This window comes from Streptomyces sp. NBC_00285, assembly GCF_036174265.1.
In the GTDB taxonomy this organism is placed as follows: domain Bacteria; phylum Actinomycetota; class Actinomycetes; order Streptomycetales; family Streptomycetaceae; genus Streptomyces.
Window position 1 is genome coordinate 3,670,783 of sequence record NZ_CP108055.1, and the last position, 14,018, is coordinate 3,684,800.

At 69.0% G+C, this 14,018-nt stretch carries 14 protein-coding genes; all 14 read right to left on the reverse strand.

The window, feature by feature from the left end; translation table 11 throughout:
* The gene (locus OHT57_RS17020) at positions 1 to 1,101 is read right to left on the reverse strand and encodes a hypothetical protein (protein ID WP_328747264.1); all 1,101 of its coding nucleotides are present in this window, start codon (positions 1,099 to 1,101) and stop codon (positions 1 to 3) included.
* Positions 1,098 to 2,117 carry a phosphotransferase family protein gene (locus OHT57_RS17025; protein ID WP_328747265.1) on the reverse strand — a complete coding sequence of 340 codons (1,020 nt, stop codon included), beginning with the start codon at positions 2,115 to 2,117 and terminating at the stop codon, positions 1,098 to 1,100. The genes OHT57_RS17020 and OHT57_RS17025 overlap by 4 nt, the downstream gene beginning before the upstream one ends.
* Positions 2,090 to 3,127: a lysylphosphatidylglycerol synthase domain-containing protein gene (locus OHT57_RS17030; RefSeq protein ID WP_328747266.1), complete on the reverse strand. Its 1,038-nt coding sequence runs from the start codon at positions 3,125 to 3,127 to the stop codon at positions 2,090 to 2,092. The genes OHT57_RS17025 and OHT57_RS17030 overlap by 28 nt, the downstream gene beginning before the upstream one ends.
* Complete coding sequence (locus OHT57_RS17035; RefSeq protein ID WP_328747267.1) at positions 3,124 to 4,107, reverse strand: Gfo/Idh/MocA family protein; 984 nt, start codon at positions 4,105 to 4,107, stop codon at positions 3,124 to 3,126. The genes OHT57_RS17030 and OHT57_RS17035 overlap by 4 nt, the downstream gene beginning before the upstream one ends.
* Positions 4,097 to 5,404: a hypothetical protein gene (locus tag OHT57_RS17040; RefSeq protein WP_328747268.1), complete on the reverse strand. Its 1,308-nt coding sequence runs from the start codon at positions 5,402 to 5,404 to the stop codon at positions 4,097 to 4,099. The genes OHT57_RS17035 and OHT57_RS17040 overlap by 11 nt, the downstream gene beginning before the upstream one ends.
* Positions 5,401 to 5,685: an acyl carrier protein gene (locus OHT57_RS17045; protein WP_328747269.1), complete on the reverse strand. Its 285-nt coding sequence runs from the start codon at positions 5,683 to 5,685 to the stop codon at positions 5,401 to 5,403. Before OHT57_RS17045 ends, OHT57_RS17040 begins: the two co-directional genes overlap by 4 nt.
* A gap of 4 nt (positions 5,686 to 5,689) precedes the next feature.
* The gene (locus tag OHT57_RS17050; RefSeq protein ID WP_328747270.1) at positions 5,690 to 6,841 is read right to left on the reverse strand and encodes a radical SAM protein; all 1,152 of its coding nucleotides are present in this window, start codon (positions 6,839 to 6,841) and stop codon (positions 5,690 to 5,692) included.
* Between the two features lie 74 nt (positions 6,842 to 6,915).
* The gene (locus tag OHT57_RS17055; RefSeq protein ID WP_328747271.1) at positions 6,916 to 8,013 is read right to left on the reverse strand and encodes a 2-oxoacid:ferredoxin oxidoreductase subunit beta; all 1,098 of its coding nucleotides are present in this window, start codon (positions 8,011 to 8,013) and stop codon (positions 6,916 to 6,918) included.
* Entirely contained in the window at positions 8,006 to 9,937 is a 1,932-nt protein-coding gene (locus OHT57_RS17060) for a 2-oxoacid:acceptor oxidoreductase subunit alpha (RefSeq protein WP_328747272.1), read from the reverse strand. The genes OHT57_RS17055 and OHT57_RS17060 overlap by 8 nt, the downstream gene beginning before the upstream one ends.
* Before the next feature lie 67 nt (positions 9,938 to 10,004).
* Positions 10,005 to 11,246, reverse strand: a complete 1,242-nt coding sequence (locus tag OHT57_RS17065) for a nitric oxide synthase oxygenase (RefSeq protein ID WP_328747273.1) — start codon at positions 11,244 to 11,246, stop codon at positions 10,005 to 10,007.
* Between the two features lie 180 nt (positions 11,247 to 11,426).
* Entirely contained in the window at positions 11,427 to 12,104 is a 678-nt protein-coding gene (locus OHT57_RS17070) for a sterol desaturase family protein (RefSeq protein ID WP_328747274.1), read from the reverse strand.
* Positions 12,101 to 12,943, reverse strand: a complete 843-nt coding sequence (locus OHT57_RS17075; RefSeq protein ID WP_328747275.1) for an SDR family oxidoreductase — start codon at positions 12,941 to 12,943, stop codon at positions 12,101 to 12,103. Before OHT57_RS17075 ends, OHT57_RS17070 begins: the two co-directional genes overlap by 4 nt.
* Before the next feature lie 41 nt (positions 12,944 to 12,984).
* Positions 12,985 to 13,539, reverse strand: a complete 555-nt coding sequence (locus OHT57_RS17080; RefSeq protein WP_328747276.1) for a flavin reductase family protein — start codon at positions 13,537 to 13,539, stop codon at positions 12,985 to 12,987.
* Positions 13,536 to 14,018, reverse strand: coding sequence for a type II toxin-antitoxin system RatA family toxin (locus OHT57_RS17085; RefSeq protein WP_328747277.1), 483 nt, complete (start codon positions 14,016 to 14,018; stop codon positions 13,536 to 13,538). Before OHT57_RS17085 ends, OHT57_RS17080 begins: the two co-directional genes overlap by 4 nt.

Genomic DNA, 14,018 nt, shown 5'->3' on the forward strand with positions numbered 1-14,018 from the left:
TCATCGTGCGCTCTCCTTGATCAGGGAGTCCGGGTAGCTTGTGGCGCGGGCTCGGGCGTCGAGCAGGCGGTGGTGCATGCCTTCGAGGAGCGCACGGGACCGCCCGCTCCGCTGCCAGGCGGCGTACGGGATCCCGAAGCCGAGTTGCTCCCACAGGCGGGCGTTGTGTGCCTCGTGTACTCCGAAGGGCTCAAGCAGGACGACGGGGGTCGCTGCGGCCAGCGAGTCCATCAGGGTGCCACCGCCGGGCTTGCTGATCATCGCCATGGCGCTGCGGGCCAGGTGGAAGGAATCGTGGTGCGCTGCGGATCGCCGGTAGGCGGCCGTGCCGTCGGACTGCACCCGGCCGAACGGCGGGAATCCGTCGTCGTGCCAGGGGTGCCAGTCCGGGTCGATCATGAAATACCGGCAGCCGGCAGCGCGGGCCTGGGCGCCGGCGCCGGGGATGTCTCCGCGCTCGTACGCGATGATGTCCAACGCCAGCCCGCAGTCGGCCAGTTCGCGAGCACGGGCCGCGTACGTCCCCATACCCCAGCCGCCTCCATGGACCAGGAAGCGCGGCTCACGCTCCGCCCAACGGACCGGCTCGGCCAGGCTCACCGGGATGGTCCGGGCGATCACACCCGCGTGTTCCTCCAGCAGCCAGACGTCCCGGTAGCCAGCTCGCGCCCCATCTGCTCCCGTGCCCGACGACGCGGCAGAGGTGAACGAGGGCGACGCCACCGAGTCGACGTGGCAGGCATGGACACGGACGCCGGGCCGCTGTGCGGCGTACCACCGGGCGGCGGGCAGCCAGAATCCGGAGAGCACCACAAGCAGGTCCACCCCCGCGGCCGTCCACTCGGCGAGCAGCGTCCGGACGGCTTCCTCGTCCGGGCCCGTGGAGTTCTGGTTGGACAGCCGCTGTCCGGCCAGGGCCAGCCGGAAGTCACGGTGAAAGGCGTGCTTGGATGCGGGTATCCGGCTGCGCCTGTCCGGCGGCAGGAACCGCTCGAGCACATCGACACGGACCGGTAGGCCGGACTCGGTGAGCCGGCGGGCCAGCAGCAGTCCCGGTACGTGCACGCCCAGTGCCACACCCGAGGTGAGCACGGCGATCATCGGTCGGCCCCGGTAGCGAGGGCCAGGGTACGCAGCGCGTGCTCCAGCTTGTGGTGGCAGAAGCGCTGGGTGACCAGATGCCGGGGACCGGAGTAGCTGCGGGGCACCGCCTCGACGATCATGATCAGGTACAAGTAGGCCTGGTAGAGGGTGAGGCGCCGACGCAGCCTCGGTGTGAAGTCGGCCTGCCCTCCGGCTGCGCGGTAGCCGGCCAGGAAGGCGTTGTCCTTCTCGATGTCGCCGAACAGGGCCAGGGAGACGAAGTCGGCGTGCGGGTCGCCCCAGAAGGCCCGTTCGGCGTCGATGAGTCCTTCGATACGCGGTCCTGCCGCGCCGGTGTCCAGCATGATGTTTCCCTCCCACAGATCGAAGTGGGCCAGCGTCGGTGTGATGACCTCGTCCAACGCCGGGATCTGCGCAGTGGCGAGCGCTCGGATGTCGGCGGGCGGCACGGGCAGGGGAACGCCGAAGCGTTCGGCGTCGGCGAGTACCGCGTCAAGCATCGTGAGGAAGACCTCGGCCCACCTGTTCCCGTTCAGTCCGGTCTCCGGCTGGGGGTAGCCGAACGCGGACCCGTGGATCTGGTGCAGGCCGGCCACCAGCTGACCGAGTTCGTGCCGCAGTCGCCGTCCGACCAGGCCGGTCAGCTGCCTGCGCGCGCGGTGCCACGAGGTCCCTTGCAGAGCGGAGGTCACCAGGAAGTCGCGGCTGATGGAGGTACGGTCAAATCCGGCGTGGTGCAGCGCGGGCACCGCTGCGGTGGTCGCAGCCAGTTGGAGGAAGAGTGCCTCAGTCCGCATGATGTGGTGCTCGTAGGTGAGCAGGGGCATGTCCGGGGGCGGGGCGACCTTCAGCACCACCACGCCGACGCGGTCCAGCTCAAGCAGCCATACGGCGTTGAACATCCCATCGGTAAGTTCGCGGGCCGCCAGGATGGCGGTGCCTTGGCCGAAGGCCTCGCTCACCGCTGCCGACAGTTCCTCGCCGCTCACCGCTTGCCTGGTTCGACTGTGCACGGCTCTCCTTCCTTGGCGGTGCGGCCGGTGTCGGATCGCAATAGCCGGATCATGGGAGCCGCGAAAAACGCGCTGATCAGAGCGCGGGACAGCAGGTAGGCGGTGGACCACAGCAGGCTGAGTGCGACCGCGTCGGCGCGGGGCAGCAACTGCCACGTGTCGGTGAGCAGCAGGACGCAGACTCCTTGCGGACCGCCGTACCCCCCGACCGAGACGGGCAGTTGGGTGGCGACGAGGAACAACGCGCCGAACTGCGCGAGGTGTCCCGGGCCGAGGCGGTGGCCCGAGCCGAGCAGCAGCAGCCACCAGGCGGCGAGCATTGCCAGCACCAAGGCGAGCCGCAGCGCCAGCTGCAGCGCCATCTCGGCGGGGCTGCTACGGATGAAGGCGGCCAAGAACTCGCTGCGGCGTATCCGTGGGAACACCCGGTGTGCCGCAGGCAGCCAGGCCCAGAGCAGGAAGAGAGCCAGTGCTACGCACGCGCCGATGCCCGGCAGCACGATGTCGGCGGGCAGTCCGGTACTGCCGAGCGCCGCTCCGGCCGAGACGAATGCGATCACCACGACGGCGTCGGCGATGGTCAACACCTCGGTGGCTCCGAGGGTCCGTGCGGCCCCCACCCGCCAGTGGCGGTGAAAGTACACCGGGGCGATCAGCTTGGTGAGGGGTGGGAAGATCAGCCCGAGAAGCTGTTTGCCGCACACGATCGTCACTACGTGAGGGATGGGCACATGAGGGGTGAGATGGCGGCGGTAGACCAGAGCGAACCCGGTGATGTCCAGGGCGTAGAACGCCGCGGTGTAGCCCAGAGCCACCAGAGCGATCACCGCCGGGTGGGTTTCCTGGAGGGCCCGGGCCAGAGCTGTCCGGTCGACTCCGCGCAGTGCCCACCAGCAGATCGCACCCGCGGCGCCTGCTGTGGCCAGGGCGCTGGTGGTCCTGCGCAGCAGTCCTTTGCGCGCAGGGGCCGATGGGCCCTCGTTGATGGGTGTTCCGCCGATTCCGGTCATCGTCCGGGCCTTCTGCCGAGGGCATCGAGGTAGATGTCCTCCATGACGGCGATCCGCTCGGCGGCGTCCGAGCAATCCGCGGTGCCTGGCTGGTCCAGCCTGTGGAGGATCCGGGAGAGCTGGTCGTCGTAGTAGGCGGACGGTTCGAAGGACTCGACCCGGCGCCGGTCGTTCTGCGGGGCGATGACCAGATTGACGGGGAACGGTCCGGCAGCCGGTCGCAGGAAGTTGTTCAGCCGTACGCGACCGCCGGTGAAGGTGAACTCGTGCTCCGCGCAATGCTGCTCGGCCAGAGCCGCGTCAAGCGTGGCGCGCAGACCCGACGGCCAGGTCAGCGTGGCCGTGAAGTCCAGGTCCACACCGCCCGGACCGCTGAAGTCGGAGTGGCCGCCTGCGGTGGCCCCTGCGAGACCGACCGTGGCCCGTACGGCCTGCAGCCAGTAGCTGGCCGTGTCGAAGAACGCGCCGCCGCCGAGCTCAGGCACGAAGCGGTAGCCGGCACCGACCGGGACGTCGAAGGCGATCCGGGAGCGGATCCCGGTCAGTTCGCCCAGCTCACCCGATGCGATCAGGGCCCGGATCGCGGCCTGCCAGGGGTGATCGGCGGTCATCACCGCCTCGATGACGTGAACGCCGCCGGCCACCGCAGCGGTCCACAGCGTCCGCAACTCGCGGCGCCCGAGGCACAGCGGCTTCTCCACGATCACGTGCTTGCCCGCGCGGGCGGCCTCGGCAGCCCACTGGGCATGAGCCGAGTTGTGCAGCGACACATAGACCGTGTCGATGCCCGGGTCGTCGAGCAATGCCCGGTAGTTGGGGTGGGCGACAGGGAGCCCGTGTGTCGCGCGGAATGCCTCGGCCCGGTCGACGGTACTGGCGGCGACCGCCCTCACCCGTACGCCGGGCCGCCCGGCCGAGGGCCGTACGATGGCCCGTTCCGCGATCCGGGTTGCGCCTAGCAGCCCGATCTCATGGGGCATGTGACACCTCGGTGGGCTGCCTGCCCACCATGTCCAGGGCCTCGGCCATGGTCTCGTCCAGCAGACGGTCCTCTTCGAGGCTGCGGGCCACCACGGCGTAGTAGAGACGGCCTCGCGGCGGCCGCAGCGTGTTGACGGTCAGGGGAAGCAGGCCAGTTCGGCCGGCCTGGAGCAGTCCGCCACGTTCTTCGAGGACGGCTGTCAGCCGTCCGAAGACACGGGAGACCGTGGACGGTTCGGGCAGGCGCAGCGTGCGGACGGACAGCCGGGCCGTCGTGCCCGGGCCGGCCAGCCGCCGCTCAAGGGCAAGGCTGATCAGGCCCATCGAGACTCGGGGATTGATTTCGAGAACCGGGACGAGGGCACCGTCGCGCAGCAGCATCGAGTCGACACAGACCGGTCCGTGGTACCCCTCGGAGGCCAGCGCGGTGCCGACGCCAGTGATCAGCTCCCGGTAGCCGGCCTGGGCGAGGCGTTGTTGCAATGCTGCCGGGACGGGGCGTGAACCGGCGTAGGAGAACGCCTCGTTCTCCATGAGCCGGATGCCGTGCCAGCGGATCTCGCCGTCCTCGGTGACGTGGATCTGGGCCGAGAAGTCGGCGGCCCGGTCGTAGTGGGGCTGCACGAGCAGCTCGACGGCCGCGCCCTGGTCCGCCTGGCGCTGAAGGACCCGGGTGACGGTGCGCAGCATCCGTGGTGATGACACCGCCATGGTGCCGCGCCCGGCCACGCCGTATGGGTCCTTGATGACCGCCGTAGCGGTGCCGAGCTGTTCCACCTGCGTCAGGAGTTCCGGTACCGACCTGGCCACGGTGCCGGCGCCGCGGAGTCCCATCGTCCGTACGAGCGCGTTGGACCACGTCTTCGAGGAGACCCGGCACACCACGTCGACACCGGGCAGTTCCGTGCGGAGGCCGCAGGCGCGGATCAGGGATCCGGTCTCCGGCAGAACGGCGTAGGGCGCCAGGCCGTAACCGGCCAGGTCTCCGGGCGCCGCGTGCAGCAGCCGCTGCTCGACTGTCAGGTGTCCGTCGTCGTCGGTACCGGCGGGTGGCGCTTGCCGGTACCGCAGGGCGATGCCGGCTCCGGCCAGGACGCCGATGAACGAGTCCGGCAGGGCTGACCCGGTGATCAGCAGGTCATCGGGGCCGCACAGTACGGCGAGCAACTCATCCATGGCAGCGGCCACCCGGTCGCCGCCCGGGCTGCGGACAGCAGGGAGCGTGGCCAGCCCGCTCGGACGCCAGCTGCGCTCGGCGTCGAACGTGCCGAGCCGGATCAGCTTGCTCTCGCTCATATCCGCTGGCGCTGCTGCTGGTGCGCGTCGGCCGTCACGAACTCGCAGAACTGCCGTACTGAGTCGAGCTGTTCGAGCTCCAGGCTCTCGAAGTCGAGTTCCAGGTCGAATTCGTCCTCGATACGGAGCAAGAACGTGATCATTTGGATCGAGTCGAGCCCGAGGTCGTTGACGATTCCGGTGTCGTCGGTGATGTCGGCCACCAGATCCTGGCCGAGGATCCCGCCCAGGATGGCCTTGACCCGCTCCTGGACCGAGGCACCCGATCCATAACCGTTCACCTGGTCACACTCCATTCAGATAGAGAAGGATGCACTTGGAGCAGACGGGCATCAGTCCGGTGCCGCTGAGTACCTCGCGCACCCGGTGGAACGGTTCGCCCTGCCAGACCTCGGCAACGCTGTTCGCGTAGAGGTCCCCGATGACGAACTCGGGGAAGAACTTGCAGGAGCTGACCTTGCCGTCGGCGTGAACCTCCAGCCGGTTGGACACCGCCAGACAGCGGCTGCGCTGCTGCGCCGGCTGCGGCGTTCCCAGGACGAAGTCGGCGACCTCGTCGGGCTCCAGCTGCGGCTGGTAGCGGATGCGTACCCGCCACGTCCGTTCGGTGAGCTTGGCCATGGAACCGCGCAGCGTCTCGATGAGGTCGGGGTTCAGGCGGTAGGTGTAGGAGTGCCAGGTCGGTTTCGCGCCGGGGGACGGCTGATCGAGCCACTTGAAGGACTTCTCGTACAGTTCGTCCATGGACTGGGCCACCGGCGGGCTGATGTACCAAGGGAACTGGAAGTAGACGGAGTTGACGCCGAGTTCCTCGGCCCACTCCATGAACTCGTACATGCCGCCCACGGTCTGGTCACTCACCATGCAGGAGATCGAGATCTCTCCCTGGAACTCTCCTGAGCGCTGGAGGTCGAGCATCGTCTTGATGTTGCGGATCGTGCGCGGGAAGGTGCCGCGTCCGCGGAGCGCCTCGTGATCGCCGCCGAGGCCGTCCAGGCTCACCAGCAGATTCAGACCCGGCCCGAGCGGCAGCAGGTGGGGCAGATTACGCTCCAGCATCAGGCCGTTGGTGCACATGTTGATGGTGCGCGGGGTCCGCGCCAGCAGCTCCGAGATCTCAGCGAAGCGGGTGTGCATCAGCGGCTCGCCGCCCCAGAGGAAGACCTTGGCCCGCGTCTCCTCGGTGGCCTGCAGCACCCGGTCGACCACGTCCACGTCCAGCTCGGTGCGTTGCTTCTCCTTGCTGAAGTCGTGGAAGAAGCCCTGATCGCTCCACTGGTAGCAGTGGTCGCATCGCAGATTGCAACGATAGGTGAGCTGCATGCTCACCTCACGCGGCATCGGCGTCGCGTATCCCGGATCCAGGACGAGGTTTCTCCGGGTCTCGGAGCGAATGGCGACGGTGCGTCGCAGATCGGCGAATTCGCTGGAATTCAACTTGCGGTCTGTTTTCGGATGCACAGTGCATTCCTCTTGTTGTCGGCCGGCAACGCGTCTGCGCCACAGTGCCTTTATCTGCGTGCCGGCCCGGTGACGGTCCAGGTGTCGTTGCCGGTGAGGAGTGCGCCGAGGTCGCCCTTGCCGTGTTGTTCGACGGCTCGTTCGAGTTGGTCGGCCATGTCGGCGTCGTAGACCGGGCGGTCGATGTCGCGCAGTACGCCGATCGGGGTGTGGTGCAGGGTGTCGGGGTCGGCGAGGCGGGACAGCGCGAAGGCGTTGGTGGGGCTGGCCGCGTGCGCGTCGTGGACCACGATGTCCGACTGGTTGGCCTCGGTGACATCGACCACCCGCAGGTCGCCGGTGGCCGGGTCGCGTACGACACCGCGCGAACCGTCGGCCCCGAACCGGATGGGTTGTCCGTGTTCCAGGCGGATGAGGGCTTCCTGGGGGGACTGTTGGTCCTTGAGGGCGTCGAAGGCGCCGTCGTTGAAGATGTTGCAGTTCTGGTAGATCTCCACGAGCGCGGTGCCGGGGTGTGCGGCCGCCGCCCGGAGCACGCCGATGAGGTGCTTGCGGTCGGAGTCGATGGTGCGGGCGACGAACGACGCCTCGGCGCCGATCGCCAGCGAGATCGGGTTGAAGGGGGCGTCGAGCGAGCCCATCGGCGTGGACTTGGTGATCTTGCCGACCTCGCTCGTCGGAGAGTACTGGCCCTTGGTGAGGCCGTAGATCCGGTTGTTGAAGAGCAGGATCTTGAGGTTGACGTTCCGCCGCAGGGCGTGGATGAGGTGGTTTCCGCCGATGGATAGCGCGTCGCCGTCGCCGGTGACCACCCAGACGGACAGGTCACGGCGCGAGGTGGACAGGCCGGTGGCGATGGCGGGGGCGCGGCCGTGGATGGAGTGCATCCCGTAGGTGTCCATGTAGTACGGGAAGCGGGACGAGCAGCCGATGCCGGAGATGAAGACGATGTTCTCGCGGGCCAGGCCGAGTTCGGGCATGAAGCCCTGTACTGCGGCGAGGATCGCGTAGTCGCCGCAGCCGGGGCACCAGCGCACTTCCTGGTCCGACTTGAAGTCCTTCATCGACTGCTTCGCGTCGGCCTTCGGGACCAGGGAGAGTGCCGTGATCCCCTGCGTCGGGTGGTCGACGACGGGTGCCTCAGACATCTGCGCTTTCCTCCTGCACGGCGGTGATGGCGCGGGCGAGTTGTTCGGCCTTGAACGGCAAGCCGGTGACCTGGGTGCACGAACGCACGTCGACCAAGTACCTGGCCCGCAGCAGCTGGGCGAGCTGTCCGAGGTTCATCTCCGGGACGATGACGCGGTCGTAGGAGCGCAGCACTTCGCCGAGATTCCTCGGGAAGGGGTTGAGATGACGCAGATGCGCCTGCGCGACGGCGCCACCAGCACGCCTGATGCGCCGGACGGCCGCGGTGATGGGCCCGTACGTGGAACCCCAGCCGAGCACCAGAGTGCGCGCCTGCCGGGAAGGGTCGTCGACTGCGATGTCGGGGACGGTGATTCCGTCGATCTTCGCCTGCCGGGTGCGGACCATCAGGTCGTGGTTGGCCGGGTCATAGGAGATGTTGCCGGTGCCGTCCTGCTTCTCGATGCCGCCGATCCGGTGTTCGAGTCCTGGTGTGCCGGGGACCGCCCATGGCCGGGCCAGGGTCTGCGGGTCCCGCTTGTACGGCCAGAAGACCTCGGTGCCGTCGGCAGCGGTGTGGTTCGGTCGGGTGGCGAACTGCACCCGCAGGTCCGGGAGTTCGTCGACCTCGGGGATCCGCCAGGGTTCGGAGCCGTTGGCGAGGTAGCCGTCGGAGAGCAGGAAGACGGGGGTGCGGTAGGCGAGCGCGATGCGGGCGGCCTCGACCGCGGCGTCGAAACAGTCCGCGGGGGTGCGCGGCGCGACGATCGGTACCGGCGCCTCGCCGTTGCGCCCGTACATCGCCTGGAGGAGGTCGGCCTGTTCGGTCTTGGTGGGCAGTCCGGTGGACGGGCCGCCGCGCTGGATGTCGATCACCAGGAGCGGCAGTTCGAGGGAGACCGCGAGGCCGATGGTCTCCGACTTCAGCGCGACGCCAGGACCGGAGGTGGTGGTTACCGCGAGCGAGCCGCCGAAGGCCGCGCCGAGCGCGGCGCCGATGCCGGCGATCTCGTCCTCGGCCTGGAACGTGCGCACCCCGAAGTTCTTGTGCCTGCTCAGCTCGTGCAGGATGTCGCTGGCCGGGGTGATCGGGTACGAGCCCAGATACAGCGGCAGGTCGGCCTGCCTGCTCGCGGCGATCAGGCCGTACGACAGGGCCAGGTTCCCCGAGATGTTGCGGTACTGGCCGGCCGGGAAGGCGGCCGCGGCCGGCTGCACCTCGTAGGAGACCGCGAAGTCCTCGGTGGTCTCGCCGAAGTTCCAACCCGCCCTGAACGCCGCGATGTTCGCCTCGGCGATGTCCGGCTTCTTCGCGAACTTCTTCCGCAGGAAGGCCTCGGTGCCCTCCGTCGGCCGGTGGTACATCCAGGACAGCAGCCCGAGCGCGAACATGTTCTTGCTGCGCTCGGCCTCCTTGCGCGACAGGGGGAACTCCTTCAGTGCGCCGACGGTCAGGGTCGTCAGCGGCACCGGGTGCACCGCGTAGCCCTGTAGTGAGCCGTCGTCCAGCGGGCTGGCGGGATAACCGACCTTGGCCAGTGCGCGCTTGGTGAACTCATCGGTGTTCACGATGATCTCCGCGCCGCGCGGCAGGTCGTCGATATTGGCTTTCAACGCGGCCGGGTTCATCGCCACCAGCACATCGGGGGCGTCGCCCGGAGTCAGGATGTCGTGATCGGCGAAGTGCAACTGGAAACTGGACACTCCCGGCAGGGTGCCTGCGGGGGCCCGGATCTCCGCCGGGAAGTTCGGCAGCGTCGACAGATCGTTCCCGAACGATGCCGTCTCCGAGGTGAACCGGTCCCCCGCGAGCTGCATCCCGTCTCCGGAGTCTCCGGCGAATCGGATGATCACCCGATCCAGCCGCCGGACCTCCTTGGCCGGTTTACGCCGCTCACCGAGCACGGGGTGCTCATCGGCTGGGCTGCTGATCTGACTCGTCACTGAATCGGACCTCCTTCGAAGCGGCGCACGCGTGTGGCCGGGACTCTGTCGTGGGACGGCACCCGGCTCATCCGCCGTGGTACGGGCACTGGCCGCGGCCGAGGTCGCGTGCGTGGTCGTCGAGGTAGAAGTTCGGGCGCTGGTCGGCCTGGTCGTAGTAGCGGTGGAAGACCGGGGTGATGCCGCCGGACAGCGGGGGGACGATCCAGGTCCAGTCGGCGGGGACGGTTCTGCCCGCGCGCTGTTCCTTGTCCATGTGGGTCAGGAAGCGCCGGGACTCGGTGTGGTGGTCGCTGATACGGGCGCCGGCCTCGTTGAAGGAGTGCAGGACGGCCACGTTGAGTTCGACCAGGGCGCGGTCGCGCCACAGGGAGGTTTCGCTGTCGGTGTCGAGCCCGAGGCGGGCGGCAATGAGGGGCAGCAGGTCGTAGCGGCCTTCGTCGACGAGGTTGCGGGCGCCGATCTCGGTGCCCATGTACCAGCCGTTGAAGGGGGCGAGCGGGTAGTCGAGGCCGCCGATGCGCAGCCGCATGTTGGAGATGGCCGGCAGTGCGTGCCAGCGCAGTTCCAGGTCGGCGAACCAGGGGTGTTCGGGGTGGCTGAGCGGGACTTCGAGGACGGCGTCGGCGGGGACGTCGAAGAGCTGCGGTTTGGTGTCGTGGGTGCTGATGACCAGGGGTAGGACGTCGAAGGTGCCGCCGGGGGCGTTCCAGCCCATCCGCTGGACCAGTTCGGTGAAGTCGGCGTACGCGGGGTCCCCGATGACGCTGCCGTCGCTCTGCCGGTAGCCGGCGTAGCGGATGAGCTGGTCGTTCCATACTCGCGGGCTGGGGCGGCCAGGGACGTCGGGGGCGAAGACGGAGATCACCGGGCGGATGCGCCCGCCGTTGGTGCCCTGGCGGAGATGGGTGATCAGATGCTGGTGGATTTCCTCAGGGGCGGTGGCGTCGCGCCGGTCCAGGACCTGCAGGCTGTTCCAGTACAGGCGGCCGATGCAGCGGCTGCTGTTGCGCCAGGCCACCCGGGCGCCGAAGGCGAGTTCGGCGGAGCTGTGGCGGTAGGTGCCGGTGTCGCGGATCTGCCGCTGTATCTCCTGGAGCCGCGCGTGGAGGGAGTGCGGCTGGTCGGGGTGCTCGCGGTAGTGCATCCGGATGAAGTCCTCGGCTTCGGCGGGGTCGGCCTGGCCGGCCCCGCCGGCGACAGGGAGCGCCGCGGGATCCTCATAGGTGGTCCGGTTCGCGGCGGCGGGCTGCGGGCCCGGGTCCGGGTGGGGCGCGAGGCGTGCGGCAAGGGTGTCGGAAGGGTTCATGGCCTGTCCTCGGAAGGGGGCAGCTCGGCCCGGGGCGGCAGGTGTCGGGAGGAGCGGCCGGTGGCCGCCCGCTGTAGTGCGCGTGGGCGCCTGCGCCGTTCACCGGGGCCGGGCACCGACGACAGGTTGTGGTCCCGGTGGCGGCGAGGCGCCCACGCGGTTCTTGGGGGCGGGCGGGCGTCAGGCGCTGCTGCCGGGTGCGGCGCCGACGCGCTGCCCGGTCCGGGGCGAGCGGGCGATGGAGGTGCCGAACAGTTCGTCCCAGTAGGGGGCGCTGATGCCGAAGCCCCGGGTGTCATCGCGGAAGTGATGGCGCATGTGGTACTCGCGCAGGGTGCGCAGCAGCCGGTTCTTCGGCTTGCCGTGGTGCAGGTAGAGGTGGACCAGGTCGTAGGCGAGGTATCCGACGATGTAGCCGGCTCCGAAGACCAGCGGCACGCCGAGCAGCCCGCTGGAGAAGTAGAAGGCCGACCCGACCATGGGGATGCTCAGCAGGGGGCTGAGGATGGAACGGCGGGCGTCCTGCGGGTACTCGTGGTGGACACCGTGCAGGAGGTAGTGCAGCTTGGCGCCGAAGCCGCGCTCGGGTTCGTAGTGCAGGACGATCCGGTGGCCCCAGTATTCGGACAGGGTCCAGTAGACGTAGCCGGCGAGCCCCCAGCCGAGCAGGGACCAGCCGCCGCCACGGCCGACCGAGATGACGGTGGCGACGACCGCGACGGGGGCGAACATGACGACGGTGGTGGCCGGGCTGACGTGGATGAGCTTGTCGAGGAGCCAAATGCCGGTCACGGAGGGGGCGTTGCCCCGCCGGACGGCGCCCTTGGCGGCGGAGGCCGACTTGGTCGGGGTGTTCACAGACTTGCCTCCCTCGGCCCGATGTGGCCCAGCCGGGCCTCGTAGCCGATGCGTGCCTGGTAGTCGGTGGTGCGCAGCAGCTGGTCGGCCTTCAGGAGCCGTCCCATGGCGTCGCGCCAGGGCTGGGGCAGCAGGAACAGGGAGCGGGTGACCGGGTTGGTCCAGCCGGGGACGTAGACGTTGTAGCGGGGGCGTCGGGCGGTGCGGACCACGGCGGCAGCGATGTCCTGGGGGGTGAGCAGCGGGACGAAGCGGCCCTTGCTGACGCCGGAGGTCAGTTCGGTCTGGGCGGGGATGGGCAGGATGATCGACAGGTCCACGCCGGAGCCGCGCAGTTCGGCGCGTACACCCTCGGACAGGCCCACCACGGCGTGCTTGGCGGCCGAGTAGGTGGCGCAGCCGGGCAGACCGATCATGCCGACGGCGGAGACCATGTTGATGATGTGGCCGTGTCCGCGCTCGCGCATCGGGCTCAGCGCGGACTTCATGCCGTTGATGGTGCCGATCAGGTTGACGTTGATCTGGTGGAGGGTGGCGTCGTCGCTCTCGTTCTCGAAGCGGCTGACCAGCATTTCGCCCGCGTTGTTGACGAAGATGTCGATGGGGCCGAGGTCGGCCTCGACCGTCTTCCAGAACTGTTTGGCGGATGCCGGGTCGGTCACGTCCAGCGGGTAGGCGTGGGCGCCGATCTGGTCGGCGACCGTGGCTGCGAAGTCGTGGTTGCGGGCGCCGATGGCGACCTTGGCGCCCTGTTTGATGAATGCCTCGGCGGTGGCGCGGCCGATGCCGCGGCTGCCGCCGGTGATGGCGACGACCTGGTTGGTCAGTTTCCTCGACACGGGTCCTCCTGGGTGGGGAGCTGTTGGGGTTCGGGCGGCAGTCAGGCGAGGGCGTGGAAGCGGCGTGAGTACCAGATCAGGGGCTGGCTGTGGGTGTATCCGAGAGCGTGGACGCGGCCGGTGAGGATCGTGTGGTCGCCGCCGGGATAGGTGTCCTCGACCTGGCAGGAGAGCCAGGCCAATGCCCCGTTGAGGACGAGTGACCCGTCGGCCTCGTGGCGGCAGGAGGCTGCCGAGAAGCGCTTGTGCTGGTCGGTGTCGCGGTCGGCGAAGTCCTTGGCGAGGTTCGCCTGGTCCTGGCGCAGCACGTTGACGGCGAAGGCGCCATGGTCGCGGATACTAACCAGGGTGCGGCTGTTGTTGTCGACGCACACCAGGACCAGGGGTGGGTCGAGGGACAGGGAGCAGACAGCGCTGGCCGTCATGCCGGCAGGGCCGTGGATTCCGTCGGTGGTGATGACGCTCACCCCGGCGGGCAGGTGGGCCATGACATCGCGGAACGCCTGGGCGGATGGCTGGGCGCAGGGTTCGCCAGGAACGGACGCGGGAGCGGAGCCGGGGAGCGGCGGCAGCGCGGTGGGGGTGTGCCAGGTCATGGCCGACCGCCGGCATCGGCCGCGACGGGCTCCGGCTCGTGCAGGGTGATGCGGGACCCGAACAGCCCCTGTGCGATCAGCGCCATGGTGTCCAGCAGAGTGCGGGACGCGATGGGGTCGATGAGCGAGGCGAGGCTGGGGATGCCGAGGTCGAAGGCGGCAGCGAACCGGGCGCGTGTGTCGGGCCCTTCCTGCTGGACGTACCAGCCGCCCTCGAAGGTCTCGAAGTCGCCGTCGAGCTGGGTGAATTCGATGGTGAGCGCGGCCGGGTCGATGCGGTCGCGCTCGGACCAGCACAGCACGCCGTTACGGAAGTTGGCCGACCAGTGGGAGTCCACGGTGCGGTCGTCGACCTCGGTGACGCGGACCTCGCGGATGGCGTCGGTGTACTTGGGGTAGGCGGCGAAGTCGCGCAGCAGGCCGAAGACTTCCGGGGCGGCGGTATCGGGCACGTGGACGTCGAGAGTGACCTCGGGCAT

Excerpts from the sequence above, each read along its gene's own strand:
- OHT57_RS17020 (WP_328747264.1), bottom strand. The coding sequence starts at position 1,101 with ATGATCGCCGTGCTCACCTCGGGTGTGGCACTGGGCGTGCACGTACCG.
- OHT57_RS17030 (WP_328747266.1), bottom strand. The coding sequence starts at position 3,127 with ATGACCGGAATCGGCGGAACACCCATCAACGAGGGCCCATCGGCCCCT.
- OHT57_RS17035 (WP_328747267.1), bottom strand. The coding sequence starts at position 4,107 with ATGCCCCATGAGATCGGGCTGCTAGGCGCAACCCGGATCGCGGAACGG.
- OHT57_RS17040 (WP_328747268.1), bottom strand. The coding sequence starts at position 5,404 with ATGAGCGAGAGCAAGCTGATCCGGCTCGGCACGTTCGACGCCGAGCGC.
- OHT57_RS17055 (WP_328747271.1), bottom strand. The coding sequence starts at position 8,013 with ATGTCTGAGGCACCCGTCGTCGACCACCCGACGCAGGGGATCACGGCA.
- OHT57_RS17065 (WP_328747273.1), bottom strand. The coding sequence starts at position 11,246 with ATGAACCCTTCCGACACCCTTGCCGCACGCCTCGCGCCCCACCCGGAC.
- OHT57_RS17080 (WP_328747276.1), bottom strand. The coding sequence starts at position 13,539 with ATGACCTGGCACACCCCCACCGCGCTGCCGCCGCTCCCCGGCTCCGCT.
- OHT57_RS17085 (WP_328747277.1), bottom strand. The coding sequence starts at position 14,018 with ATGCCCGAGGTCACTCTCGACGTCCACGTGCCCGATACCGCCGCCCCG.